The sequence below is a fragment of the Thalassospira sp. CH_XMU1420-2 genome (genome assembly GCF_037029325.1).
GTDB classification, from domain to species: Bacteria; Pseudomonadota; Alphaproteobacteria; order Rhodospirillales; family Thalassospiraceae; genus Thalassospira; species Thalassospira povalilytica.
The window spans coordinates 918,572-941,364 of sequence record NZ_JAYMEG010000002.1 but is presented as its reverse complement, the minus strand read 5'-3'; the positions used below and the strand labels follow the sequence as shown (position 1 = coordinate 941,364).

Here is a 22,793-nt window from a genome sequence, read left to right as displayed (position 1 = left end):
AAGATCATGTGATCTGCCCGACTTGGAAGTATCAATGCGATGGCGCGTAAATCAACGCTTCTGATCGCAGGTGTCGCACTGGTTGCAGTCGCGGCGTCTGCCTATATTTTTGCCAAAGACGAAATCACGGCACTTGTGTCGCCCGGCGCGCCGTCCCAGCAGGCGCAGCAACGCGGCGGCGATGCCGGCGGTGAACGCAGTCTTCCGGTCATTGCCGAATATGCCACTTTGATGGATGAAAAGACCGTTGTTGAATCGGTCGGGACCGGGAAATCCGCACTCGGGGTTTCGATCTATCCGGCTGTTTCGGGCGAAGTATCAGACGTTTTGGTCCGCGCCGGTGACAAGGTCACCAAGGGCCAGGTTCTTGTTATCCTCAATTCCGAACGCGAACGGCTTGCCCGCAACCTTGCCGCGGTTCAGGTCAAGGACGCCGAACAGCTCCTTGCACGCTATGAACAAGCCCGCCCGCTGGGTGCTGTTGCCGCAAGCGAAGTCGATTCTGCGCGGACGGCCCTTGCCGAAGCCCGCATTCAGCTTGATCAGGCCGAAGTCGATCTTGCCGACCGCACCATTCTGGCCCCGTTTGACGGCATTGTCGGCATCCCGCAAATCGAGGCCGGTGACCGTGTCGACAGCTCAACCGTTCTTGTAACCCTTGATAATATCGAAAGCATTCTGGTTGATTTCGAAGTCGCCGAAACCCGGTTCGACAATGTAAAGCCCGGTCAGTCTGTCCGTGTCGAAACCTGGAGCCTGCCCGGCGAACTCTTTACCGGTGTTGTTGATTCCATCGGCAGCCGTATCGACCCCGAAAGTCGCACATTCGCCGTTCGGGCCCGTGTGCCCAATCCCAATGGCCGCCTGCTTGCCGGGATGTCCTTTGCGGTTTATGTCGATATCGAAGGCAAACGATATCCGTCTGTTCCTGAAATCTCTGTGTTGTGGGGCGATGGCGGGACTTATGTCTGGCGCATTGATGATGACAAGGTCGCCCGCATTCCGGTCCGGGTTGTCAAACGTACCAATGGCCGCATCCTGCTTGATGGGCCGATTGCCGATGGCGATCTGATTGTGGTCGAAGGCGTGCTGCGCCTGCGTCCGGGCCGGACGGTTTCGGCCAGTATCCGCAATGACACCCGCAACGGTGTTGCCACCCGCGAGGGTGACGGTGAGGGATCCTGATCATGACCGATCATTCCGGCAATCAGGATCAGAATGATCTTGCCTCGCTCAGTATCCGCCGTCCGGTGCTGGTCTGTGTTGTTTCCCTGCTGATCATCCTTGCCGGTCTGGCAGCGATGCTCGGTGTGGAAATCCGCGAACTGCCCAACGTTGACCGGCCGACCGTAACCATTACCGCAACCTATAGCGGCGCATCGCCGGAAACCGTCGATGCTGAAGTCACATCGGTTCTTGAAAGTGCTGCCTCACGCGTTAGCGGCGTCAAGGACATCAATTCCCAAAGCGAAGAAGGCAGTTCACGCGTTCGCATCGAATTCTTTCCCGATGTCGAAATCAATGATGCCGCAAGTGACATCCGCGAAGCCGTCAGCCGCGCGACCAGAAGCCTGCCCGACGAGGTCGAGGAAGTCCGCGTGGTCAAGGCCGACGCCGATGCCAGTGCCATCATGCGCATGGCCGTGGTCAGCAACCGCCTGACCGAGGAAGAACTTGCCAATATCGTTGATGACCAGATTTCCCCGGCATTGCTGGCGGTGCCCGGTGTTGCCGAAATCACGGTCAATGGCGACCGCGAAAAGGTCCTGCATGTGCGTGTTGATCCGCTGCGCATTGCAAGTTACGGCCTGTCGGTCAAAGACATCGCCGATGTGCTGCGCACGGCCCAGTTCGATATTCCGGCCGGCAGTTTTGAATCGACCGATCAGAAGCTTTTTGTCCGTGCCGATGCGTCGGTCTGGGAAGTCGACAAACTCAATCAGATGCTGGTCCGTGACAGCATCCTGCTTGGCGATGTTGCCGATATCTATTACGGCCCTGATGATGCGTCTTCCTATGTGCGTCTCGACGGGCGTGCGGTGATCGGCCTTGGTGTGGTGCGCCAGGCGCAATCAAACACCATTGCGATTTCCAATGGCATTCGCGATGCGGTCGAACGGCTTAACAATCAGTATGACGATATCGAAATCTTCGTGAACTCCGACGATGCGGTCTTTATCGAAGGGGCCCTTTGGGAAGTGATCACCAGTCTGGCGCTTGCCATCATTATCGTGATCGGCGTGCTGTATCTGTTCCTGCGCTCTTTTTCTGCAACATTGATCCCGACAGTAACCATTCCGATCGCGCTGGTTGGTACGGTGGCGGCGATCTGGGCGATGGGCTTTTCGATCAACATCCTAACCTTGCTGGCACTTGTTCTGGCAACCGGGATGATTGTTGATGACGCGATTGTTGTGCTTGAAAACATTCAGCGCCGCCGTCATCAGGGACTTGGGTCCATGGCCGCTGCGGTGCTTGGCACCCGTCAGGTCTTCTTTGCGGTCATTGCCACCACGCTGACCCTGATTTCGGTTTTCGTGCCGATTTCCTTCCTGCCCAGTACAGCAGGCCGTCTGTTCCGGGAATTCGGTTTCGTTCTGGCCTTTTCGGTGGCGGTATCTTCCTTTGTCGCGCTGACATTATGTCCGATGCTGGCATCGCGCCTGAAACATATCGATCCGCATGACGGTGATACAAAGGCCGAACCCAACCTGCTTGAACGGGTCGGGATATTCTTTGCCGGGATTTATCGCGTGATCCTTGAATGGGTGCTGCGCAATCCGGTGATCACCCTGATCATTTGTATCATTGCCGGCGGGATGGCCTTTGGTGCCTATAACGTCGTGACCAAGGAATTGCTGCCCAACGAGGATCGCGGCCGTATTCTGGTATCGCTGCGCGGGCCTGATGGTGTCGGCATTGATTACATGGATCGTCAGGTCGAAGCAGTCGAAAACATTCTTCGCCCGATCGTCGATGCGGGCGAAGCCCAGAATATCTACACGATTGTCGGTCTTTGGGACCCCAACCGTGCGCTGGTGATTGCGCCGCTGGTCCCATGGGATGAACGCGCCAGAAGCCAGCAGGACATCACCAACAGCATCCGCGGCAAGCTTAATGCACTGCCCGGTGTGCAGGCATTCGTTTGGCAACCCAACAGTCTTGGCCTGCGCGGGGGCACCGGCGAAGGATTGCAGTTTGCTCTGACCGGGACGAACTATCGCAATCTTGCTGCCAATGCCCGTGCCCTTCAGGCCGAGATCGAAGCAAACAATCCCAATCTGACCGGTATCCGGGTATCCTATCAGACCACCCAGCCACAGCTTCTGGTCAATATTGATCGCAAACGCGCCTTTGATCTGGGCATCGAAATCGATGAACTTGATACGACATTGCGCGCGATGATCGAAGGATACGAAGTCACCGACATCAATGTTGATGACCAAAGCATCCCGGTCAAATTGCGCAGTGCTGTGGGCAGCATCAATGATCCGTCTGATCTGGAAAATCTGTTTGTCACCGGCACCAATGGTCGCATCCTGCCGCTATCGTCTGTCATCACGCTTAGCGAGGAAGCCGTCGCATCCGAACTTGAACGCGAAGGTCAGCAACGCGCGGTTGGTGTGTCGGCCAATCTGGCACCGGGCTACACCCTTGATCAGGCGGTCAATGACGTCAATGCGGCTGCTGACAAGGTGCTGCCGCCCGGGATTGGTGTTCTGTTCCTCGGGGATGCCGCGGCCCTTGGTGAAACATCAAGTGACGTCCAGATCACCTTCCTGATTGCGGTTCTGGTGGTGCTTCTGGTTCTGGCTGCCCAGTTCGAAAGTTTCATGTCCGCACTTGTGGTTGTTCTGACCGTGCCATTCGGGCTGGCTGCGGCGATCTTTGCACTCAGTCTCAGTGGCACTTCGATCAATATCTATAGCCAGATCGGGCTTGTGATGCTGGTCGGGCTGATGGCCAAGAACGGCATTCTGGTGGTTGAATTTGCAGATCAGCTGCGTGATTCCGGACGCTCCGTACGCGAGGCCGTCCATGACGCGGCAATGGTGCGTCTGCGCCCGATCATGATGACGATGATTTCAACGGTTCTGGGCGGGTTGCCGCTGGTTCTGGGGTCCGGTGCCGGGGCAGAAGCCCGTGCGGCAATCGGTTGGGTGGTGTTTGGCGGGCTTGGCTTTGCCACCGTCTTTACATTGTTCCTGACACCTGTTCTGTATCTGTTGCTGGCACCGCTTGTTTCCGCACGTGCCGATGGTGGTCTTAAACTGCAAACACAGTTGCGGGCTGCGGAATCCATTCCTGATACGGGTGAAATTCCCGACGAATTCCCGCATGGTCCGGATGGACGCGGCGGCATTGAAGGAAGTGCAAAATAACATGACAAAAAATCGTCTGTTTGCTGTTTCGGGCATCGCACTTCTGACCGCACTTGCCGGGTGTCAGTCCGTCGGGCCGGATTACACCGCACCGAACTTTGATCTGGTCGGGGCCTATACGCCGGAAGTTCCAGTGATTGCCGCCTCGCAGGCCGATCATGGCCGCTGGTGGGAAAGCACCACCGATCCGGTGCTGCAAAGCCTGATTGACGAAGGTGTGGCCAACAATATCGACCTTAAAATCGCAATTAGCCGTATCCGTGCTGCCGCGGCGGCTGCACGCGGGGTCGGCGCGGCCAATGGTCCGACTGTTGGCGCGTCCCTTGACGGTTCGGCGGAACGGTCAACATCAAGCCGGGCCAGCGGCGATCATGTCGATGAACTGGGCTATGGCGCGGGAATTGATTTTTCCTGGACGGCGGATATCTGGGGTGGTCAGGCCCGCGAAGAACAGGTCGCCGAGGCCGACTATCTCCGTCAGGTCTATCTGCGCGAAGATGTCTATCGCACCATGATCGCCGATATCATCACCAACTATATCGAATTGCGCGGTGCCCAGAAACGTCTGGCGCTTTTGCAGGATTCGCTCGATCTGCAACGTCAGACCAGCAACATTGTTCAGGTCCGTCTGCAAACCGGTCTTGGCTCCGAGCTTGATCTCTCGCGTGCGCGTGCCGAAGTTTCCGACCTCGAAGCAACCGTACCGACCTTGCAGATTAGCATTGACCGGTCGATCAATGCCATTTCAATTCTGGTTGGCGCCCAGCCGGGCACCCATCGCGATTTGCTTCTTGATGCATCGCCATTGCCGGAATTTCAAAGCAGCCCGCCAATCGGCATTCCGGCCGATCTGTTGCGCCGCCGACCCGATGTTCGTGCTGCCGAACTGGCTTTGATCGGTGCGACCTCGCAGATCGGCGTTGAAACCGCCACTCTTTATCCGGAATTGACGCTAAGTGGCTCGCTCGCACTCGGGGTAACGGGGTATGGCACCGGGCCGATTGTCCGAACGGCCATGGCGGCGGTTGGCGCACTTCTTGACGCGACCCTTTATGATGGCGGCGAACGCCGTGCCAATATCACGGTCGCCGAAGAAGAAGCCGAGCAGGCGTTTCTGACCTATCGCCAGACGCTTTTGAATGCGATTGATGATGTTGAAAGTGCGATCTATGGCTATGTCGGTGCCATGCAGCAACGTGATTCCCTGATTGCATCTGTTCAGCATCACCGCGATGCTTTTGAACAATCGCGGGTCCGCTATGTTCAGGGATTGTCTGATTTTCTGGATGTCCTTGATTCCCAGCGCAGCCTGACATCTGCGATGCAATCTCTGGCCGATGCCGAAACCGATCTCGAACTTGAAACCATCAATCTTTACAGTGCGGCGGGTTTAAGTGTTGAGGATGTCGAACGTTATGCTGCGCAACATGGCGTGACCCTGATCAACGGCTGACACCGGCAATATCTGCAAGGGCACGGATACCGGCGCGGATTGCGGGATTTTGCGCCTCAACTTCCTGTGAAAACAGATATATCAGCGAACTGTGGCTTGAGTTTCTCAATCGTTCGGCATAGGTCTTTGGCAGTGTGACTTCCGGGGATAATCATGATCGGCGATCTGTTTGCCAATGAACCACCACGTAATCTTCTGCCTTTTGATGGCGAAGTATTGCTGCTGCGTGAAATCATGACCCCCGATGATGCCGACCGCGCCTTTGCCCGCCTCAAAACCGGGATTGTCTGGCAACAGGAAATCGCCAAAATCCATGGCAAGGAAATCCCGGTGCCGCGTCTGACGGCATGGTTTGGCGAGGTCGCCTATCGCTATAGCGGGGTCTATCATCCGGCCGCACCGTTTCCTTCGGTTGTTGCGCCGTTGCGCAAACTGGCCGAAGACCTGTCTGGTGTGCCATTCAATACGGTGCTTTTGAACTATTATCGTGACGGGCGTGACAGTGTGTCATGGCATGCCGATGATGAAGATGTTCTGGGCGAAAATCCGGTAATCGCCAGCCTGTCCTTTGGCGAAGAACGCCGCTTTCATTTTCGCCACAAAAAGACCGGGGACCGGATCAGCATCGATTTGCCCCATAACTCGGCCTTGATCATGGCGGGTGAAACCCAGCATTGCTGGCTGCATCAAATTCCCAAAACCGCCCGTCAGGTCAATGGGCGCATCAATCTGACATTTCGCAATACCCAACCCGAAACCAGATAGTCCAAGACCCGGATAATGTGTTCTGGAAGTAATGCGCTGCTTTTGGCTATAGTGTAGGCAAATCAGATCAATATCAGTGTGAAACACACGGGTTCGGGGAAACAGGCGCATGGCGAAACGCGTAAAACTTCTGGATGTCGCAAAGGCGGCCGGGGTTTCGCAAGGAACGGCGTCCAACGCGTTTGGCAAACCCGATCTGGTTCGCCCCGAAGTCCGCGAACGGATTTTCGCCGCGGCCAAGGAACTTGGCTATCGCGGGCCGCATGTCATGGCGCGCATGTTGCGCACCGGCAAGGCCGGCGCACTTGGCGTGGTATTTCCCGATAATCTTGAATATGCCTTTACCGATCCGGTGGCGATCGAATTGCTGCGCGGGATCGGGCGCGAATGTGCCCAGCAGGGCGTCAATGTCATGATCATTTCGGCCCAGAACCAGCAACAGGCAATTGCCGCGGTCAATAATGCGGCGGTCGATGCCTTTCTGGTGCATTGCTATTCCGACAATAACGATATCATCGCCGCCATTCAGCGCCGCAACCAGCCGCTGATCAGCATTGATACCGATATTGCCGGTGCCGCTGGCACCGTCGCACTGGATGATTTTGCTGCCGGGAAAAATGCTGCGCAGCATTTGCTTGATTGCGGGGCAAAACGCTTTGCCATTCTGTCGCTTCAGGCAACCGACCATGATCATTTCGGCCCCATGAATGCCAACCGTGTCGGTGCTGCCAGTCACCGGGTGGTGCGCGAACGTCTTGCCGGCTATCACGCCGCACTGGCCGGTGCGGGCATTGCGCCGTCCGATGTGCTGCATGTCGAATGCGACAATCAGTCCGATCACAGTGCGAAAATGACCGCTGAATTGCTGGCAGCCCATCCTGAAATCGATGGCATTCTGGGCATGTCTGATGTGATTGCCATTGGCGCGATTGATGCCGCCCGCATGTCGGGGCGCAAGGTGCCGGACGATCTCAAGGTGATCGGAATTGACGGTATTGCCGCTGGCGAACGCACCGACCCGCCCCTGACCACCATGTATCAGGATTCCGTTGAAAAAGGCCGGCTTGCCGCCGAAATGGCCCTGTCGGAAGCCCCGGGCAAAACCATCACCCTTAAAACCACATTACTGCTCCGCGGATCAAGCAAACCGCTCTGACCCTGTTTCGGGATTAGGGGATCTGATCGGGCGGGCTATTTGCTTCTGTCGGTACCGGGAAAATCGAAATCCGGCAGATCACGCTTGCCGGCCAGCCCATCCCAAAGTGCCAGATAGCGATCATTCATCGCCCGCAGGCTGTAATGATCGATGATGCGCATGCGGGCCGCTGTTTTGCGATAATTGCGGCTGTCCACATCCTCTGTCAGCAGTTCGACGATGGCATTGGCCAATTTGTCGGGGGCGTGCAGCGGCACCGTCTTGCCCGTGCCGCCCAGAATATCTGCAACATCGCCGACATCATTGCCAATTGCCGGGACACCGCATGCCATGGCTTCACCGATCACGTTCGGGAATCCTTCGCCAAAGCTTGATGACAGGACCGCAATATCAAAACCCGGCACCAGCGCAGCCACATCACGGCGCAGGCCAAGGGCTGCAACATGTCCGTCAAGCTCGTCGGGAATGATCAGTGTATCGGTTTCGTGACCGATCAAGACCAGATGGGCGTGATGACCCTGGGCGCGGACAAGCCTGATGGCCTCAAACAGGGTGGTGTGGTCTTTTGCCGGATCTTTGCGGGCGACCATCCCGATCAGATATTTGTCCGGCGTGATGCCGATCTGCTTGCACAGCCGGTATTTCGCGCCCGGATCAGGATGCCATTCGTCTGTATCAAACCCGTTGGGCAGATAGGCCCATTTTCGGGGATGGTATCCGCAACTGATATGGTGACGCTGCCCGGCATGTGAATTGGCGGCAATGATTGCAGGTCGTCCCGATAATTTTGCCAGCAATCCAAGCACGATCCGGGTTGACCGCCCATATTGCGCAAGGTCCATTTCCGCGCAACGGATATTCCAGGCCAGCCGTCTGGTACCACGTCCCGACAGCAATGCAGCAAGGGTGGCGATAAAATCGGAATGATAAAGCCACGACATGATGGCATCGGGCTTTTCGCGTCGCATCAGGCGCGACAGCCTGAAAATCGCCGCTGGTAAATCGCGTATGCCCGATGTCATGCCAAGACAATGCAGCTCAACGCCGGCCTCTATCAAATCCGGGCCATAAACACCTTCGTCCATCAGCGATACGACAATCTGGCGCGGGGCATCGGGATCGGAATTTCGGGCATTATGGCACGCAATCCGGGTCAGGACACGTTCCGCCCCGCCAGCGTCCAGTTCGTTGATGATATGCATTACCGTTGCCATACCAAGCCTATAGCAGGCCTTGGCAGTTCCGAACAGATGGCTATTTTGCCAACTGATGGTAGCGGTAACATTCCTTGGTGTGATCCATCACAAGGCCGGTGGCCTGCAGGAACGAATAGATGATGGTGGTGCCGACAAATTTCATGCCGCGTTTTTTCAGGTCCTTGGAAATCCGGTCGGAAAGTTCGGTTGATACCGGAACTTCGGACATGGTGTTCCAGTGATTGATCACCGGGCGGCCATCGACGAATTTCCAGATATAGGCATCAAAGCTTCCGAACTCTTTCTGGATGGCAATGAATGTTTGGGCATTTTTAATAGTCGCCGCGACTTTTAGTTTATTCCTAATAATCCCCGGATCGGCCAGAAGGGCTTCCTGCTTGGCCGCGTCATAGGCCGCGACCTTATGCACATCGAAATCATCAAATGCCGCGCGATAGGTATCACGCCGTGCCAGAATCGTAAGCCAGCTCAACCCGGCCTGGGCGCCCTCAAGGATCAGCATTTCAAAGAAAAGCCGGTCATCATGGACCGGAACACCCCATTCGGTGTCGTGATAATCGACATAAAACGGTTTGTCGTGATGGGTTTCCGCCCAGCCGCAACGCCGGTGATCCTGATCAGGCATGTGTTTCATCCTTTGATGGTTTGGCGCATTCTTGGCCCAAGGCCGCCCTGCTGCAAGTACAGATCGGCTGTGCCCTGACATCTCCTGACAATTTCTGGCAGGGGCGTCGCAATACCAGGCCCTGGAATGCGAGGCTCCGGCGTGTGCGGTTTCAGCGTTTCAGGCTTCAGCATCCCAAACTGGTCCGGTGTGACATATTCCGGTGCAACACAATCCGGCGCAACACGATCCGATGAAACACAATCGGGCGCAACGCAATCCGGTGGAAGATCATCCAGTGCAAAACAATCAGGTGCGGCATGGAAAGCGGCGCAGAAGCCACCTGTCGGGTGACGGGGATCACAAAGCGATGAAAACTTGCGCTTTGACGGGGTAAAATCAACGCTCTGCGCTTGCGTTGCGGGGCATTGCCGACTAGGTTTTGCTGCGTGCAAACATCTTACCGGGCAAAAACCGAATATGCCCGGCGATCGTAAGGAGCGGCGATGCTGGCGATTTTTTGGCTGATTGATACTGTGGTTGGGATCTACATTTTCATGCTGATTGCTTCTGCAATCCTGTCATGGCTTGTGGCATTCAACGTGATCAATACCAGCAACCGATTCGTCTATATGGTCGGTGATTTCCTGTATCGTGTGACCGAACCGGCCCTGCGCCCGATCCGGCGGATTATGCCGGACCTTGGCGGCATCGACATTTCGCCGATCATTCTGATTCTGGTGCTGCAATTTGCCAATATGCTGATCCAGACCGATGTCCGGATGGCTCTTTTAGGTTACTAGATGTCTCAATCAGACAATGACTGATCCTGTTTGCGAGATACTCTCTGATCAAACCGGGATCCGTCTGTTTGTGCGCTTGACGCCAAAGGCTTCGCGTAATGCGATCAACGGTCTGATTGAAGATGCCAGCGGGCGTTTGCAGCTTAGGGCATCGGTGACAGCAGTGCCGGAAAACGGCAAAGCCAATCAGGCCCTGATAAAACTTTTGGCAAAAGCGGCCAAATGGCCTAAATCCTCGGTCGGGATCGTTAGCGGACATACAGACCGCAACAAGGTGCTGGTGATTTCCGGCACCCCCACAGAGCTGATGGCGCAAATTACCGAACTGACGGGCGGACAGACACATGAGTGACGCAAAAATCATCGATGGCAAGGCATTCGCAGCCAAACTGCGCGAAGACATCGCAGCAGAAGTCTCCAAGCTGAAAGCGGACCACGGTGTGACCCCCGGTCTTGCCGTCATTCTGGTCGGCGAAGACCCGGCCAGTCAGGTCTATGTCCGCAACAAGGGCAAGCAGACCCTTGAATGCGGCATGAATTCCTATGAACACAAACTGTCGGCCGAGACCAGTCAGGAAGATCTTTTGGCCCTGATCGCCAAGCTCAATGCCGATGAAAACGTTCATGGCATCCTGTGTCAGTTGCCAGTTCCCAAACATATCGACGAACAGGCGATCCTGGCCGCCATCGACCCGGCCAAGGATGTGGATGGCTTCCATGTTGTGAATGCCGGCGCACTGGCCACCGGCGGCGAGGGCTTTGCCCCCTGCACGCCTTATGGCTGCCTGATGCTGCTTAAGGACACCCTTGGTGATCTGTCGGGCAAACGGGCGGTTGTGGTTGGCCGTTCCAACATCGTTGGCAAGCCGATGGCGCAGCTTCTGCTTAAGGAAAGCTGCACGGTGACCATTGCGCATTCGCGCACCCGTGATTTGCCCGAAGAAGTCCGCCGTGCCGATATCGTCGTTGCCGCGGTAGGCCGCCCGAACATGGTCAAGGGCGACTGGATCGCCCCGGGTGCCACCGTGATTGATGTCGGCATCAACCGTGTTGAAGGGGCCGAGGGCAAAATGAAGCTGGTCGGTGATGTCGAGTTTGAAACCGCATCCAAAGTCGCCGGTGCCATTACCCCGGTTCCGGGCGGTGTCGGCCCGATGACCATTGCGTGTTTGCTCAACAACACCCTGATCTCGGCCTGCCGTGCCAACGGCCTTGATGTGCCGAACCTTGGTTTCGACAACTAAGTCGCACGACCAATATTGAAATTATAAAGGGCAGCCATTGGCTGCCCTTTTTGTTTTGCTTAAAGCGGCCAAACCCAAAGCAGCATCGGCACGCCAACTGCCACCACGATAATCTCGATCGGCAGGCCGAGTTTCCAGTAGTCGCCGAAGCGGAAGCCGCCGGGGCCGAGGATGAGGGTGTTGTTCTGGTGGCCGATCGGGGTCAGGAAGGCGCAGGATGCGCCGATGGCGACCGCCATCAGGAACGGGTCGGAGCTGGCATCGAGTTGGGCAGCACTGCCAATGGCAATCGGACACATGACGGCCGCGGTGGCGGCATTGTTCATGAAATCCGACAGGGTCATGGTCACGATCAGGATCAGCCCGACAGCGATCACGGCATTGCCCTGGGCGATGGTTTCAAGCAGGAAGCGCGCAATCAGGTCGGCACTGCCGGTGGTTTCCATCGCGGTGGCAACCGGGATCAGGGCCGCCAGCAGGACCACGACCGGCCAGTCGACCGCATCATAAAGGGTGCGCGGGGCAACAACGCCAAACAGCAGGCTTGCCAACACACCAAGCGCAAAGGAAATGGCAGCCGGCACGATGCCAAAGGCCGCAAGGGCGATGGCAATGGCCATGATCGCGCTGGCCTTGAAGGCTTGTGATTTGTCGCCAAGATGAAGCGCACGTTCGGCCAGCGGCGCACAGCCCATGCGATTGCCAAATTCGCTGATGGCGGCGGGCGATCCTTGCATCAACAGAACGTCGCCGGCCTGCATTTTCATGGTGCGCAAGCGCGACATGGAGCGTTGCCCCTGGCGTGAAATTGCCAGCAGGTTGATGCCATAATGGCTGCGGATGCGAATATCGGCCGCCGACCGCCCGATAAAGGCGGCATTTGGCAGGATCACGACTTCGATCAGGGAAATGTCATCCGATTGCAGGGCCTTTTTATGAAGCTCGGCCGTTTGTTCGGCGGCGGGTGATTTTTCATCGCCGGGTTTCGGGTCGGTCGAGATTACTTTTTCGTCAGGTTTTCGGGCATTTTGTGCCTTGGTCGTTTCCGTGACCGTTTCAGTCGCCGCTTCCTTGGCATCTATGCCGGCGTCCTCTTTGTCCTTATCCTTGTCCTTTTCCTTTTCCTTTTCCTTCTCTTTCTCGGCAGCTTTGGCCTTGGCTTCGGCCTGAATGCTGCGCCATTCGGCTTCGAGGGTGAGCTCAAGACCGGAAAGGGCGCTTGCCAAGCCTTCGGGTTCGGCTTCGATCAGAAGGATGTCATTGTCATGAAGTTCCCGATACGGGTTCGGAGCCGGAATGCGTTTTTCATTGCGGATCAGACCGATGACCTGGGCGTCGGATTTTTCCAGCTCGTCATTGATGTCACGGAGCAACATGCCGGCGGCTTTGCTGCCTTCGGTGATACGGGCTTCGGTCAGGTAGGAACCGGTTTCAAATCCTTCGGCACCGGCACGTTCGCGCGTCGGAACAAGGAAACGCCCGACAAGAATGACAAAGGCCAAACCGGCCAAGGCGATGGCAATGCCGACCGGGCTGTAATCAAACATTGAAAACCCGCTGCCATTCAAACCGGCACGGAAGCCCGAAACAATCAGGTTTGGCGGCGTCCCGATCAGGGTGGTCATGCCGCCCAGGATCGAGCCGAAGGCAAGCGGCATCAAAATCTTGCCCGGTGGTACGCCCTGTTTATTGGCAATCTGAAGGGCAACCGGCATCAAAAGTGCCAAGGCCCCGACATTGTTCATAAAGGCCGACAGAATGGCGGCCAGAAGACTGAGTGCGGCAAGCGTCACAAACGGCCCGGCCGATTGCGGCAATACCGTCCGGGTCAGGGCATCAACCGCGCCGGATTGCTGAAGGGCGGATGACAGGATCAGGATACAGGCCACGGTAATCACCGCCGGATGGCCAAAACCGTTAAAGGCCTCGCCAGTCGGGACAAGCCCAAGCACCACACACATCAAAAGCGATGCCATAGCCACCATGTCATGGCGCCATCGCCCCCATAAAAACAGGGCAACTGTGCCGACAAGGACAGTCAGGATCATGATTTGTGCGCTATCCATTTATGCCGTCCGATCTTGTTGTGCCCGGTATGGGGATGTTGAATGCTAGGGTGCGGTGGTTCGGGTGGTCAAGTGGTGTCGAAAGGGGGCAGGATAATTTACGTTTTGGTTGCTACTGCCATATTTGTCAGGAGAATATGTTAGGGTTCAGACCCATGCACATGACCGTAGCATCATCCTGTTTTTATTTGCCAATTTGAATGTTGTATCATGCCAGTTGACACTGCCCCAATGCCCACTGCCAGCGTTGCCATTTCGGTCAAACAGGCCCGTAATCTTGCACTGTGCGGGCAGGGGTTCGAACAGGATGACAACCGGCCGGTGACCAAACGCCGGATCATGAAGGCCATCCGCAAAACCAATATGCTGCAGGTCGATAGTGTCAATGTTTTGACCCGCGCCCATTACATGCCGGTCTTCAGCCGGTTGGGTGCGTATGACCCGGCGATGCTTGATGACATTGTCTGGGGTAAATCGCGCGAACGCAAATTGTTCGAATATTGGGGCCATGAGGCATCGATGATCCCGGTTGAGGATTATCCGCTGTATCGCTGGCGGATGGAGGATGCAAAACAGGGTTTGGGTACCTGGGGACGGGTTGCCCGTATCCAGCGTGAAAAGCCCGAACTGATCCAGGGCATTCTTGATCATATCGAACGCAACGGCCCGGTCGGTTCCAGTGATCTTGAGGCAAAAGGGGCCAGCAGTTCCCAATGGTGGGGATGGTCGGAAACCAAGACCGCGATGGAATATCTGTTCTGGAGCGGGCAGGTCATGGCGCAAAAACGCCGGTCAAGTTTCGAGCGGATTTATGATTTGCCGCACCGGATCATCGGCGATGCGGCCCATGACCCGGCACCGATCAGGATCGAGGCACAGTCGGATCTGATCTGCAAGGGGATTGCGGCGATGGGCATCGCGACCGAGGCCGATTTGCGCAAATATTTCCGTCTGCCGACAGCCGATGTGAAAGAGTGCCTGATCAAGCTGGTCGAAGAGGGGCGGTTGCTGTGTGCTGATGTCGAAGGATGGAAACAGGCGGGGTATTTGTGCCCGCATGTCAATCCGCGTGCGCGCGCCAAGCCGACCTGTCTGATGGTGCCGTTTGATCCGGTGATGTGGGAACGCGACCGGGTGGAGCGCATATTCGGTTTCAATTACCGGATCGAGATTTATGTGCCGGCCGAAAAACGCCAATACGGCTATTACGTTTTGCCATTCATGTTGAATGGCGAATTTGTTGCGCGTGTCGATTTGAAGTCGGAGCGCAAAAAGGGTGTTCTGCTGGTGCAAAGTGCGCATCTGGAAGACGGATGCAATCAGGGGGATGTGGCCGGGCCATTGATGACGGAATTGCGCCGTCTGGCCAGCTTCCTTGGTCTTGAGAACGGGGTCGAGATCGCGGGCGACAATGCGTTTTCACGCTATTTGGGCAGTGTTCCGACCCTATGAAAGGTCAGGGGATAAACAGGTAAACGGGGCGCAGGTCCCACATCTGCGCCCCGTTTCACCATTGTTCCGACCTGGCTACAAATAGCTTCAGGACATTGTAGCCATTAGTTGCACCTGGCCTTACCAGCAGGTGTAACCCCCATCAGCCAGAACAATGGATCCGGTCATCAGGCTGGATGCGTCAGATGCCAGGAACAGCACAACCGATCCGATTTCCTCGGTCAGGCCAAGGCGGGCCATCGGGGTGCCATTGATCCAGGCGTCATACATTTCCGGCTTGGATTTGACGAATTCATTCAGCGGGGTTGCAATATAGGTCGGTGCGACCGCATTGACGCGCACACCACGACCGCCCCATTCCGCCGCCAGCGACTTGGTCAGGTGATGCACGGCTGCTTTGGATGCGTTGTAATAGGCCTGTTCCTGGGGCTTGTTGACGATAAAGCCCGACATGGAACCGACATTGACGATCACACCGTTCTTTTTGGCCAGCATCTGTTTGCCAAATTCGCGGCAGCACCAGAAAGTGCCATTCAGATTGACGTCAATGACATTCAGCCAATGTTCGTCAGTAACGGTTTCGGCCGGGGTTTCCGACCGGGCAATCCCGGCATTGTTGACCAGGATGTCGATCCCGCCCTGCTTGGCCATTTTTTCCGCACTGGCGCGGACCTGATCGGTGTTGGTGACATCCATGATGTCGATATCGGCGGTGTAACCTTTGGATTTCAGGTAATCGCGGCCTTCTTCGGCGACAGCTTCGCTGATATCGCCGATGACAACATGGGCACCGGCTTCGGCCAGTGCTTCGCAGCAGGACAGACCAATGGCGCGACCGCCACCGGTGACATAGGCACGACGCCCGGAAAGATCGAACTTTTTAAGATACATTTTGGACTCACAGTTAGCTTGATTGGTAAGGCGGGACCGCAATGCTGGTGTGGGGCATTGCGGCCCGGATTGTGCACGTATCAGGAAGGTCCAAGCGCAAGACCATGGGCGTCAAAGCGGTGGATGCGATCCTGTTCAGGTGTCAGGAAGATTTTGTCATGTTCACCAAGGGGCATTTCGCCGGTGGCGCGGACCGTCATCGGGCCAAGGCCGTCGGCTTCGACATGAAGATATGTCTCGGCCCCCAGATGTTCGGCGATCTTGACTGTTGCGGCGATATCGCCGCGATCAGTGCTGACCGTCAGATGTTCGGGACGGATGCCAATTTCATGGCAGTTATGTTTTGCTGCAAGCTCCCCGCCCAGGAAGTTCATTTTCGGTGAGCCGATGAAACCGGCGACAAATTTGTTGGCCGGGCTGTTATAAAGTTCCATCGGCTTGCCGACCTGTTCGACACGGCCAGCCTGAAGAACCACGATCTTGTCGGCCATGGTCATGGCTTCGACCTGATCATGGGTCACATAGATCATCGTGGTTTTGAGTTCCTGATGAAGACCGGTGATTTCAAGACGCATATTGACGCGAAGGGCCGCATCAAGGTTTGAAAGCGGTTCGTCAAACAGGAAGGCCGCCGGGTTGCGCACGATCGCACGTCCGATGGCAACACGCTGACGCTGCCCGCCCGAAAGTGCGCCGGGGCGACGGTCAAGGTAATCGGTCAGGTTGAGGATTTTGGCCGCGGACTGGACTTTCTGATCAATAACATCCTTGCTTTCGCCCGCCATTTTCAGGCCAAAGGCAATGTTGTTATAGACCGTCATATGCGGATACAGCGCATAGGACTGAAAGACCATCGACAGGCCGCGTTTGGCCGGGGCTTCGTTGGCAACGTCGGTGCCGTCAATCAGGATTTTGCCATCGGTGACATCTTCGAGACCGGCAATCAGACGCAGCAGGGTTGATTTCCCGCAGCCCGACGGGCCGACAAAGACCACGAATTCACCATCATTGATATCAAGATCGACACCGGGAATAACATCCAGCGTTCCGAAGCTTTTCTTGACTTTTTCCAGTCGGATAGCACCCATTTTGGTGTTCCTTCTTTCTCTATTTCGATTGGGCCTGCGGTTACTTGACCGCGCCGAATGTCAAACCACGAACAAGCTGTTTCTGAGAGAACCAGCCAATGACCAGAATGGGCGCCACCGCGAGCGTCGATGCAGCTGAAAGCTTTGCCCAGAACAGCCCTTCGGGACTGGAATAGGAGGCAATGAAAGCGGTCAGCGGTGCGGCATCGGACGTGGTGAGGTTGAGCGTCCAGAACGCTTCGTTCCAGGCCAGGATCACATTGAGCAGCATGGTCGAGGCAATGCCGGGCACGGCCATGGGCAACAACACAAAGATGATTTCCTTGGGCAGGGTCGCGCCGTCCATGCGTGCGGCTTCGAGAATGTCGGTCGGGATTTCCTTGAAATAGGTGTAAAGCATCCAGACCATGATCGGCAGGTTCATCAGGAACAGAACCATGATCAGACCAAAGCGCGTATCAAGCAGTCCCCAGTCGCGGAACACCAGATAGATCGGCACCAGCACGCCGACCGGCGGCATCATCTTGGTCGACAGCATCCAGAGAAGCGCATCCTTGGTGCGTTTGGTCGGGTTAAAGGCCATGGCCCAGGCACAGGTTACGGCAAAGACCAGCCCGACCAGTGTTGACCCGACCGCAAGGATCACCGAGTTCATGGCGAACTTGAAATAGTTCGACCGTTCCTGGACCTCGGCATAGTTTTCAAGCGTCCAGTCAAAGGAGATGAAGCTCGGCGGGATCGAAACGGCTTCGAGCTCGGTCTTGAAGCTGGTCAGGACCATCCAGAAAATCGGGAAGAAGATCAGAAGACCGACGATCCAGGCAAAGACCGAGAAGCTGATATAGCCAAGGGGTGTTTGTTTGTTTTCCATGTCGCGCCCCTTATTTGTCCAGGTTTTTGCCGATAAGGCGGATCAGGAAGATCGCCACGATATTGGCCAGAATGACCGCGACAATGCCGCCGGCAGATGCACCACCAACATCGAACTGCAACAGCGCCTGGGTATAGACGAGGAAGGCGATATTGGTCGTTGCCAGACCCGGGCCACCACCGGTGGTGACAAAGATTTCGGCAAAGACGGTCAGCAGGAAGATGGTTTCGATCAGCACCACCACCGTGATCGCACGGCTGAGATGGGGAAGCGTGATATAGAAAAAGATCGCAACCGGACCGGCCCCATCCATCTGGGCGGCTTCTTTCTGATCGCGGTCCAGCGATTGAAGTGCGGTCAGCAGGATCAGAACGGCAAAGGGCAACCATTGCCAGGACACCATGATGATGATCGAGGTCAGCGGCGCATTGGTAAACCAGTCAATCGCGGGCAGGCCAAACAGGCTGGCAATCCACGCAAACATCCCCGAAACCGGGTCCATCAAAAGGTTTTTCCAGACCAGTGCATTCACGGTCGGCATAATAAAGAAGGGGGCAATCACCAGAAGACGCAGAATACCGCGCCCGAAAATCGGTTGATCAAGCATCAGTCCCAAAAGGACGCCGCCAACAACGGTGATGACCAAAACAGATCCAACCAGCAAAAGCGTGTTTGCCAGTGATGCAAAAAAGGCCGGATCGGTCAGGAAAAATTCGTAATTAAGTGTGCCGATCCATTCTTCCATTCCCGGCGACAACAGGTTGTAGCGCAGGAAGGAGAAGTAAATCGTCATGCCCAGCGGGACGGCCATCCACAAGAACAGGACAATGATCGACGGTGCGGACATGATACGCCCGGTCAGGGTCGAGGCCCGTGTCGACATGATGTGCTCCCCGAGATTGATGTTGCGGATCCTTTTCCGGATGGAAAGAGGGCGGTGCGTTTTGCAACCACCGCCCCAAGTTCATCAGGTCAAGGAGGCGCAGGCCAGAAATCATTTCAGATGTGCGATGAGATGACTTCCGGCCTGTGGTGTATCAGTAGTACCCAGCCTTGCGCATGGTGCGGTCGGTGCTTGACTGTGCGGCCGAAAGGGCCTGATCGACAGACATCTGACCGGCAAGAGCTGCGGAGAACTGCTGACCGACCGTGGTGCCGATACCCTGGAATTCCGGGATCGCAGCGAACTGGACACCAACATAGGGTTTCGGTTTCATGGTCGAATTGATCGGGTCTGCACTGTCGATGGCAAGAAGGGTCTCGTCAGCAAACGGTGCGGCTTCGAGGTATTTCGGGTTCTGATAAAGCGACATGCGGGTGCCCGGCGGTACGTTTGCCCAGCCTTCTTTCGACGCTACCAGTTCGAGATAGTTTTTCGAGGTCGCCCAAGCGATGAATTTCTGGGCGGCTTCGACTTTCTGGGAACCCATCGGGATGCCAAGGTTCCATGCCCAGAGCCAGTTGGCACCGGTGCAGGTCGCAGCGCACGGTGCTTCGGTGAAGCCGACCTTGTCTGCAACTTTGGATTCTTTGGGGTTGGTTACGAAGGATGCCGCAACGGTTGCATCGATCCACATGCCGCATTTGCCCGAGTTGAACAGCGACAGGTTTTCGTTAAAGCCGTTCGACGTTGCACCCGGAGGACCATAGTTACCAAGGATGTTGGTATACATGTCGAGTGCTGCTTTCCACTCGGCACTGTCAAAGGTCGGGTTCCAGTTTTCATCAAACAGACGCGCGCCATAGGCATTGCCCATGGTGGTGATCAGCGCCATGTTTTCACCCCAGCCGGCCTTGCCGCGCAGGCAGATGCCATAGACGCCTTCGTCCGGTTTGTGGAGTTTCTTGGCGATTTCAAGGGTCTGGTCCCAGGTCAGGCGACCATTGATGGTAATGCCGGCCGCATCGAACAGGTCCTTGCGGTACATCATCATCGAGCTTTCACCGTAGAACGGTGCAGCATAAAGCGCGTCATCCTTGGAAACGGCTGAACGGATGGCGGGCATGATGTCATCGACATCATAGTCGGCACCCAGATTGTCGAGCGGTGCGAGCCAGCCCTTTTCGGCCCAGATCGGCACTTCGTAGGTGCCAATGGTCATGACGTCATACTGACCGCCCTTGGTGGCGATATCAGTGGTGACGCGCTGACGCAGGGTGTTTTCTTCGAGGGTTACCCACTCAAGCGTGATGTCCGGGTTCTTGGAGGTGAAATCATCCGTCAGCTTCTGCATGCGGATCATGTCACCGTTGTTCACGGTTGCGATGGTCAGTTTCGTTTCGGCATTGGCGTGTGCGATACCGCCTGCCAACAGCGCACACAGCGCTGCTCCCATTACGCGTTTCATATTTCCTCCCAAAAGGACTGTCTACCCGTTGGACAACTTTGGTTGTCCGTCTTGATCATTTGTTCAGGTAATGAGCATTCACTCAATTTCGCGGCATATTGTCAAACGAATTCGTTTTTGCGGCGCACAAAACAAAACCCTGTCAGGCGGCCTGACAGGGTGGCTATGCGTTATATTGTCGCAGCCTGGCGCGCGGTGCTAGCGCAGCAAAGCTTCGGCGGTGGCTTCGTCGGTGATCAGGGTCGAAATCAGTTTTCCGCGCATGGCTCCGCGAATCGCTGCGACCTTTTTGGCCCCTTTGGCGACGGCGATGGTGTTGGTGGCCGGCTGAACCGCCGGGGCGCTGGTGACGCAATGATTGACCGGGTGATCAAGGATATTGCCGTCTTCGTCAAAGGACCAGCTGATCACTTCGCCGATTGCACCGCTTTGACGCAGGGATGTCAGTTCATCCCTGGTGATAAATCCGTCAATATGAAGCGGTGCGTCATCGCCCAGATGCCCGACACCGATAAAGCGGATATCGGCTTCGCGGGCGAGCTTCAGGATATTGTCCATCGGCGGTTGCTTTTGCATGCGTTCACGCATTTTCGGATCTTCGATGATCACCGGGATCGGCAGCGGATAATGCGGGGCGCGCGTGCGGTCGGCCAGATCGGTGACCGCATCATAAAAACTTGCCGCCCCGTCATGGGCGATGGTGCCAACCAGCGAGACGATCTTGTGGTGACTGCCGTCAATGCGGCCGATTTCATCGACCATGGCGCGCATGGCACGCCCGGTGCCAAGGGCGATGATTTTGGGATCAGAAGACTGCAAGGCGTGCTCAAGATAGGTTGCGGCGGCCTGTGCCATGCCAAACATTGCCTCGGGGGCGGAGGGGTCGGTGGGCACGACATCGCAATTGGCCAGCCCGTATTTTTCGCAGATCGCCTTGCCCAGTTCCATGCAATGGGTGATGGGATGATCAAGGCGGACTTTGACAAGTCCTTCGCTGACGGCGGCCGAGACCAGACGTTGGGCGGTCGGACGTGAAACGCCAAGCTTCTGGGCGATTTCGTCCTGGGTATTCCCGGCACAATAGTAAAGCCAGCCCGCGCGGGCTGCTTCATCCAGACGGGCTGCTTCCTTGCGCGTTCTTTTGACCATCCGATTCCCCCCGACATATCTTCTTGTTCATCATGCGCCAACTGGGTGATGAACGCTTTTATCGCTGAAGTCTTGTCTTTTTCCCTACCGTCTTTTTGGAATTGTTACCAGCGTCCATGCGTCTATCAACGACAAAACCCGCCCCCAAAAGGGCGGGTTTTGCAAAGGAAGCTGTTGGTTTTCCTTATTTCTTGGGCAGGAAATCCGCAACCAGTTTTTCGGCAATCTGAACCGCGTTAAGGGCCGCACCCTTGCGCAGGTTATCGCCGACACACCATAGCGACAGGCCGTTTTCGACCGTCGGATCCTTGCGCACGCGCGAGACAAAGACATTGTCCTCGCCCTGGACTTCCTGCGGGGTGACATAGCCTTCGTCCTGGCGGTAATCGACAACCGACACACCCGGGAAATCTTTCATTGCCTTGCGGGCGTCTTCGACGGTGATCGGCTTTTCGAATTCGATATTGACCGCTTCGCCGTGACCGACAAAGACCGGAACACGCACACAGGTTGCATGAACGGCAATCTCCGGGTCCAGGATCTTGCGGGTTTCGACCGTCATTTTCCATTCTTCACGGGTCGCACCATCATCCATGAAGCTGTCGATATGCGGAATGACGTTAAAGGCGATCTGTTTGGTGAATTCTTCCTTTTGCGGGGGATCATTCACATAGATGCCGCGCGTCTGGTTGAACAGTTCGTCCATGGCGGCACGACCGGCCCCGGATACCGACTGATAGGTCGCAACCACGATACGCTTGATCGATGCCATGTCATGAAGCGGCTTAAGGGCCAGCACCATCTGAATGGTCGAGCAGTTCGGGTTGGCAATGATGTTCTTTTTGGCGTAACCGGCAAGGGCATCGCCATTGACTTCGGGCACGATCAGCGGAACGCCCGGTTCCATGCGCCAATAGCTGGAATTGTCGATGACAACGCAGCCGGCCTCGGCGGCCTTGGGGGCCAGTTTCTTGGCGGTTTCCCCGCCGGCCGAGAACAGGGCAATATCAACGCGCGAGAAATCAAAATTGGCCGCATCCGAAACGCTCAGATCATCGTCTTCGCCATAGGAGACGGTACGACCGATTGATTTCGAGGAAGCCAGTGCAAAGACTTCATCGGCGGGAAATTTGCGTTCGGCAAGAGTGTTGAGCATTTCGCGCCCGACATTTCCGGTCGCGCCGACAACGGCGATTTTATAGCCCATCAGGTGCCTCTTTTCAGTCTGGTCGGCATGGAGGCCGGACCCGGGCCAACGCAGGCAATAAGCCGCATGGCGGTTCGGACGGCGCAGGCGCATGCCT

At 56.2% G+C, this 22,793-nt stretch carries 19 protein-coding genes; 9 read left to right on the top strand and 10 right to left on the bottom strand.

Features of this window, described 5'->3' with window-relative positions:
- Positions 1 to 39 precede the first annotated feature (39 nt).
- The 5 genes from WA429_RS09010 (at position 40) to WA429_RS08990 (ending at position 7,756) form a co-directional block, all read left to right on the top strand.
- Positions 40 to 1,185 carry an efflux RND transporter periplasmic adaptor subunit gene (locus tag WA429_RS09010; protein ID WP_287465299.1) on the top strand — a complete coding sequence of 382 codons (1,146 nt, stop codon included), beginning with the start codon at positions 40 to 42 and terminating at the stop codon, positions 1,183 to 1,185.
- A 2-nt stretch (positions 1,186 to 1,187) separates the two neighbouring features.
- On the top strand, positions 1,188 to 4,382 hold the full coding sequence (locus tag WA429_RS09005) for an efflux RND transporter permease subunit (RefSeq protein ID WP_114113180.1): 3,195 nt from the start codon (positions 1,188 to 1,190) through the stop codon (positions 4,380 to 4,382).
- A gap of 1 nt (position 4,383) precedes the next feature.
- Positions 4,384 to 5,835 (top strand): TolC family protein, encoded by a 1,452-nt coding sequence (locus WA429_RS09000; protein WP_287465302.1) that lies wholly within the window; start codon positions 4,384 to 4,386, stop codon positions 5,833 to 5,835.
- A gap of 153 nt (positions 5,836 to 5,988) precedes the next feature.
- Positions 5,989 to 6,600, top strand: coding sequence for an alpha-ketoglutarate-dependent dioxygenase AlkB family protein (locus WA429_RS08995; RefSeq protein ID WP_287465303.1), 612 nt, complete (start codon positions 5,989 to 5,991; stop codon positions 6,598 to 6,600).
- A 109-nt stretch (positions 6,601 to 6,709) separates the two neighbouring features.
- Complete coding sequence (locus WA429_RS08990) at positions 6,710 to 7,756, top strand: LacI family DNA-binding transcriptional regulator (protein WP_287465305.1); 1,047 nt, start codon at positions 6,710 to 6,712, stop codon at positions 7,754 to 7,756.
- 35 nt (positions 7,757 to 7,791) lie between these two features.
- Here the strand turns inward: WA429_RS08990 and WA429_RS08985 are convergent, their stop codons facing one another.
- Together WA429_RS08985 and WA429_RS08980 are read right to left on the bottom strand one after the other, a co-directional pair.
- On the bottom strand, positions 7,792 to 8,958 hold the full coding sequence (locus tag WA429_RS08985) for a glycosyltransferase (RefSeq protein WP_287465306.1): 1,167 nt from the start codon (positions 8,956 to 8,958) through the stop codon (positions 7,792 to 7,794).
- A gap of 52 nt (positions 8,959 to 9,010) precedes the next feature.
- Positions 9,011 to 9,598, bottom strand: a complete 588-nt coding sequence (locus WA429_RS08980) for a DNA-3-methyladenine glycosylase I (RefSeq protein WP_228196080.1) — start codon at positions 9,596 to 9,598, stop codon at positions 9,011 to 9,013.
- A 485-nt stretch (positions 9,599 to 10,083) separates the two neighbouring features.
- Between WA429_RS08980 and WA429_RS08975 the strand changes: the two genes are divergently transcribed.
- The 3 genes from WA429_RS08975 to folD are packed head-to-tail and all read left to right on the top strand — an operon-like array spanning position 10,084 to position 11,624.
- Positions 10,084 to 10,380: a YggT family protein gene (locus WA429_RS08975; protein WP_068519870.1), complete on the top strand. Its 297-nt coding sequence runs from the start codon at positions 10,084 to 10,086 to the stop codon at positions 10,378 to 10,380.
- 16 nt (positions 10,381 to 10,396) lie between these two features.
- On the top strand, positions 10,397 to 10,732 hold the full coding sequence (locus tag WA429_RS08970) for a DUF167 family protein (protein ID WP_101247259.1): 336 nt from the start codon (positions 10,397 to 10,399) through the stop codon (positions 10,730 to 10,732).
- A complete protein-coding gene (gene folD / locus WA429_RS08965; protein WP_287465309.1) occupies positions 10,725 to 11,624 on the top strand; it encodes a bifunctional methylenetetrahydrofolate dehydrogenase/methenyltetrahydrofolate cyclohydrolase FolD in 900 nt (299 codons plus the stop codon). The genes WA429_RS08970 and folD overlap by 8 nt, the downstream gene beginning before the upstream one ends.
- A 59-nt stretch (positions 11,625 to 11,683) precedes the next feature.
- Here the strand turns inward: folD and WA429_RS08960 are convergent, their stop codons facing one another.
- The gene (locus tag WA429_RS08960; RefSeq protein ID WP_287465310.1) at positions 11,684 to 13,690 is read right to left on the bottom strand and encodes an SLC13 family permease; all 2,007 of its coding nucleotides are present in this window, start codon (positions 13,688 to 13,690) and stop codon (positions 11,684 to 11,686) included.
- Between the two features lie 231 nt (positions 13,691 to 13,921).
- Here WA429_RS08960 and WA429_RS08955 point away from each other — a divergent pair, with 231 nt between their 5' ends.
- Entirely contained in the window at positions 13,922 to 15,142 is a 1,221-nt protein-coding gene (locus tag WA429_RS08955; protein ID WP_287465311.1) for a winged helix-turn-helix domain-containing protein, read from the top strand.
- A 120-nt stretch (positions 15,143 to 15,262) separates the two neighbouring features.
- Here the strand turns inward: WA429_RS08955 and WA429_RS08950 are convergent, their stop codons facing one another.
- From WA429_RS08950 to WA429_RS08920, 7 genes are all read right to left on the bottom strand, one after another.
- A complete protein-coding gene (locus tag WA429_RS08950; protein WP_068519864.1) occupies positions 15,263 to 16,033 on the bottom strand; it encodes an SDR family NAD(P)-dependent oxidoreductase in 771 nt (256 codons plus the stop codon).
- Between the two features lie 80 nt (positions 16,034 to 16,113).
- Complete coding sequence (locus tag WA429_RS08945; protein ID WP_068519863.1) at positions 16,114 to 17,121, bottom strand: ABC transporter ATP-binding protein; 1,008 nt, start codon at positions 17,119 to 17,121, stop codon at positions 16,114 to 16,116.
- A gap of 40 nt (positions 17,122 to 17,161) precedes the next feature.
- A complete protein-coding gene (locus WA429_RS08940) occupies positions 17,162 to 17,992 on the bottom strand; it encodes a carbohydrate ABC transporter permease (protein ID WP_068519862.1) in 831 nt (276 codons plus the stop codon).
- 10 nt (positions 17,993 to 18,002) lie between these two features.
- Positions 18,003 to 18,875, bottom strand: coding sequence for a carbohydrate ABC transporter permease (locus tag WA429_RS08935; RefSeq protein WP_068519861.1), 873 nt, complete (start codon positions 18,873 to 18,875; stop codon positions 18,003 to 18,005).
- Between the two features lie 154 nt (positions 18,876 to 19,029).
- Entirely contained in the window at positions 19,030 to 20,340 is a 1,311-nt protein-coding gene (locus WA429_RS08930; RefSeq protein ID WP_287465312.1) for an ABC transporter substrate-binding protein, read from the bottom strand.
- Between the two features lie 198 nt (positions 20,341 to 20,538).
- On the bottom strand, positions 20,539 to 21,489 hold the full coding sequence (locus WA429_RS08925) for a sugar-binding transcriptional regulator (RefSeq protein ID WP_287465313.1): 951 nt from the start codon (positions 21,487 to 21,489) through the stop codon (positions 20,539 to 20,541).
- 184 nt (positions 21,490 to 21,673) lie between these two features.
- Positions 21,674 to 22,696 carry an aspartate-semialdehyde dehydrogenase gene (locus tag WA429_RS08920; protein ID WP_068519858.1) on the bottom strand — a complete coding sequence of 341 codons (1,023 nt, stop codon included), beginning with the start codon at positions 22,694 to 22,696 and terminating at the stop codon, positions 21,674 to 21,676.
- Between the last annotated feature and the right edge of the window lie 97 nt (positions 22,697 to 22,793).

Coding starts and splice junctions, on each gene's coding strand:
- WA429_RS08950 (WP_068519864.1), bottom strand. CDS start 16,033: ATGTATCTTAAAAAGTTCGATCTTTCCGGGCGTCGTGCCTATGTCACC.
- WA429_RS08930 (WP_287465312.1), bottom strand. CDS start 20,340: ATGAAACGCGTAATGGGAGCAGCGCTGTGTGCGCTGTTGGCAGGCGGT.
- WA429_RS09000 (WP_287465302.1), top strand. CDS start 4,384: ATGACAAAAAATCGTCTGTTTGCTGTTTCGGGCATCGCACTTCTGACC.
- WA429_RS08985 (WP_287465306.1), bottom strand. CDS start 8,958: ATGCATATCATCAACGAACTGGACGCTGGCGGGGCGGAACGTGTCCTG.
- WA429_RS08980 (WP_228196080.1), bottom strand. CDS start 9,598: ATGCCTGATCAGGATCACCGGCGTTGCGGCTGGGCGGAAACCCATCAC.
- WA429_RS08995 (WP_287465303.1), top strand. CDS start 5,989: ATGATCGGCGATCTGTTTGCCAATGAACCACCACGTAATCTTCTGCCT.
- WA429_RS08935 (WP_068519861.1), bottom strand. CDS start 18,875: ATGTCGACACGGGCCTCGACCCTGACCGGGCGTATCATGTCCGCACCG.
- WA429_RS08940 (WP_068519862.1), bottom strand. CDS start 17,992: ATGGAAAACAAACAAACACCCCTTGGCTATATCAGCTTCTCGGTCTTT.
- WA429_RS08975 (WP_068519870.1), top strand. CDS start 10,084: ATGCTGGCGATTTTTTGGCTGATTGATACTGTGGTTGGGATCTACATT.
- WA429_RS08970 (WP_101247259.1), top strand. CDS start 10,397: ATGACTGATCCTGTTTGCGAGATACTCTCTGATCAAACCGGGATCCGT.
- WA429_RS09005 (WP_114113180.1), top strand. CDS start 1,188: ATGACCGATCATTCCGGCAATCAGGATCAGAATGATCTTGCCTCGCTC.
- WA429_RS09010 (WP_287465299.1), top strand. CDS start 40: ATGGCGCGTAAATCAACGCTTCTGATCGCAGGTGTCGCACTGGTTGCA.
- WA429_RS08960 (WP_287465310.1), bottom strand. CDS start 13,690: ATGGATAGCGCACAAATCATGATCCTGACTGTCCTTGTCGGCACAGTT.
- WA429_RS08920 (WP_068519858.1), bottom strand. CDS start 22,696: ATGGGCTATAAAATCGCCGTTGTCGGCGCGACCGGAAATGTCGGGCGC.
- WA429_RS08990 (WP_287465305.1), top strand. CDS start 6,710: ATGGCGAAACGCGTAAAACTTCTGGATGTCGCAAAGGCGGCCGGGGTT.
- folD (WP_287465309.1), top strand. CDS start 10,725: ATGAGTGACGCAAAAATCATCGATGGCAAGGCATTCGCAGCCAAACTG.
- WA429_RS08955 (WP_287465311.1), top strand. CDS start 13,922: ATGCCCACTGCCAGCGTTGCCATTTCGGTCAAACAGGCCCGTAATCTT.
- WA429_RS08945 (WP_068519863.1), bottom strand. CDS start 17,121: ATGGGTGCTATCCGACTGGAAAAAGTCAAGAAAAGCTTCGGAACGCTG.
- WA429_RS08925 (WP_287465313.1), bottom strand. CDS start 21,489: ATGGTCAAAAGAACGCGCAAGGAAGCAGCCCGTCTGGATGAAGCAGCC.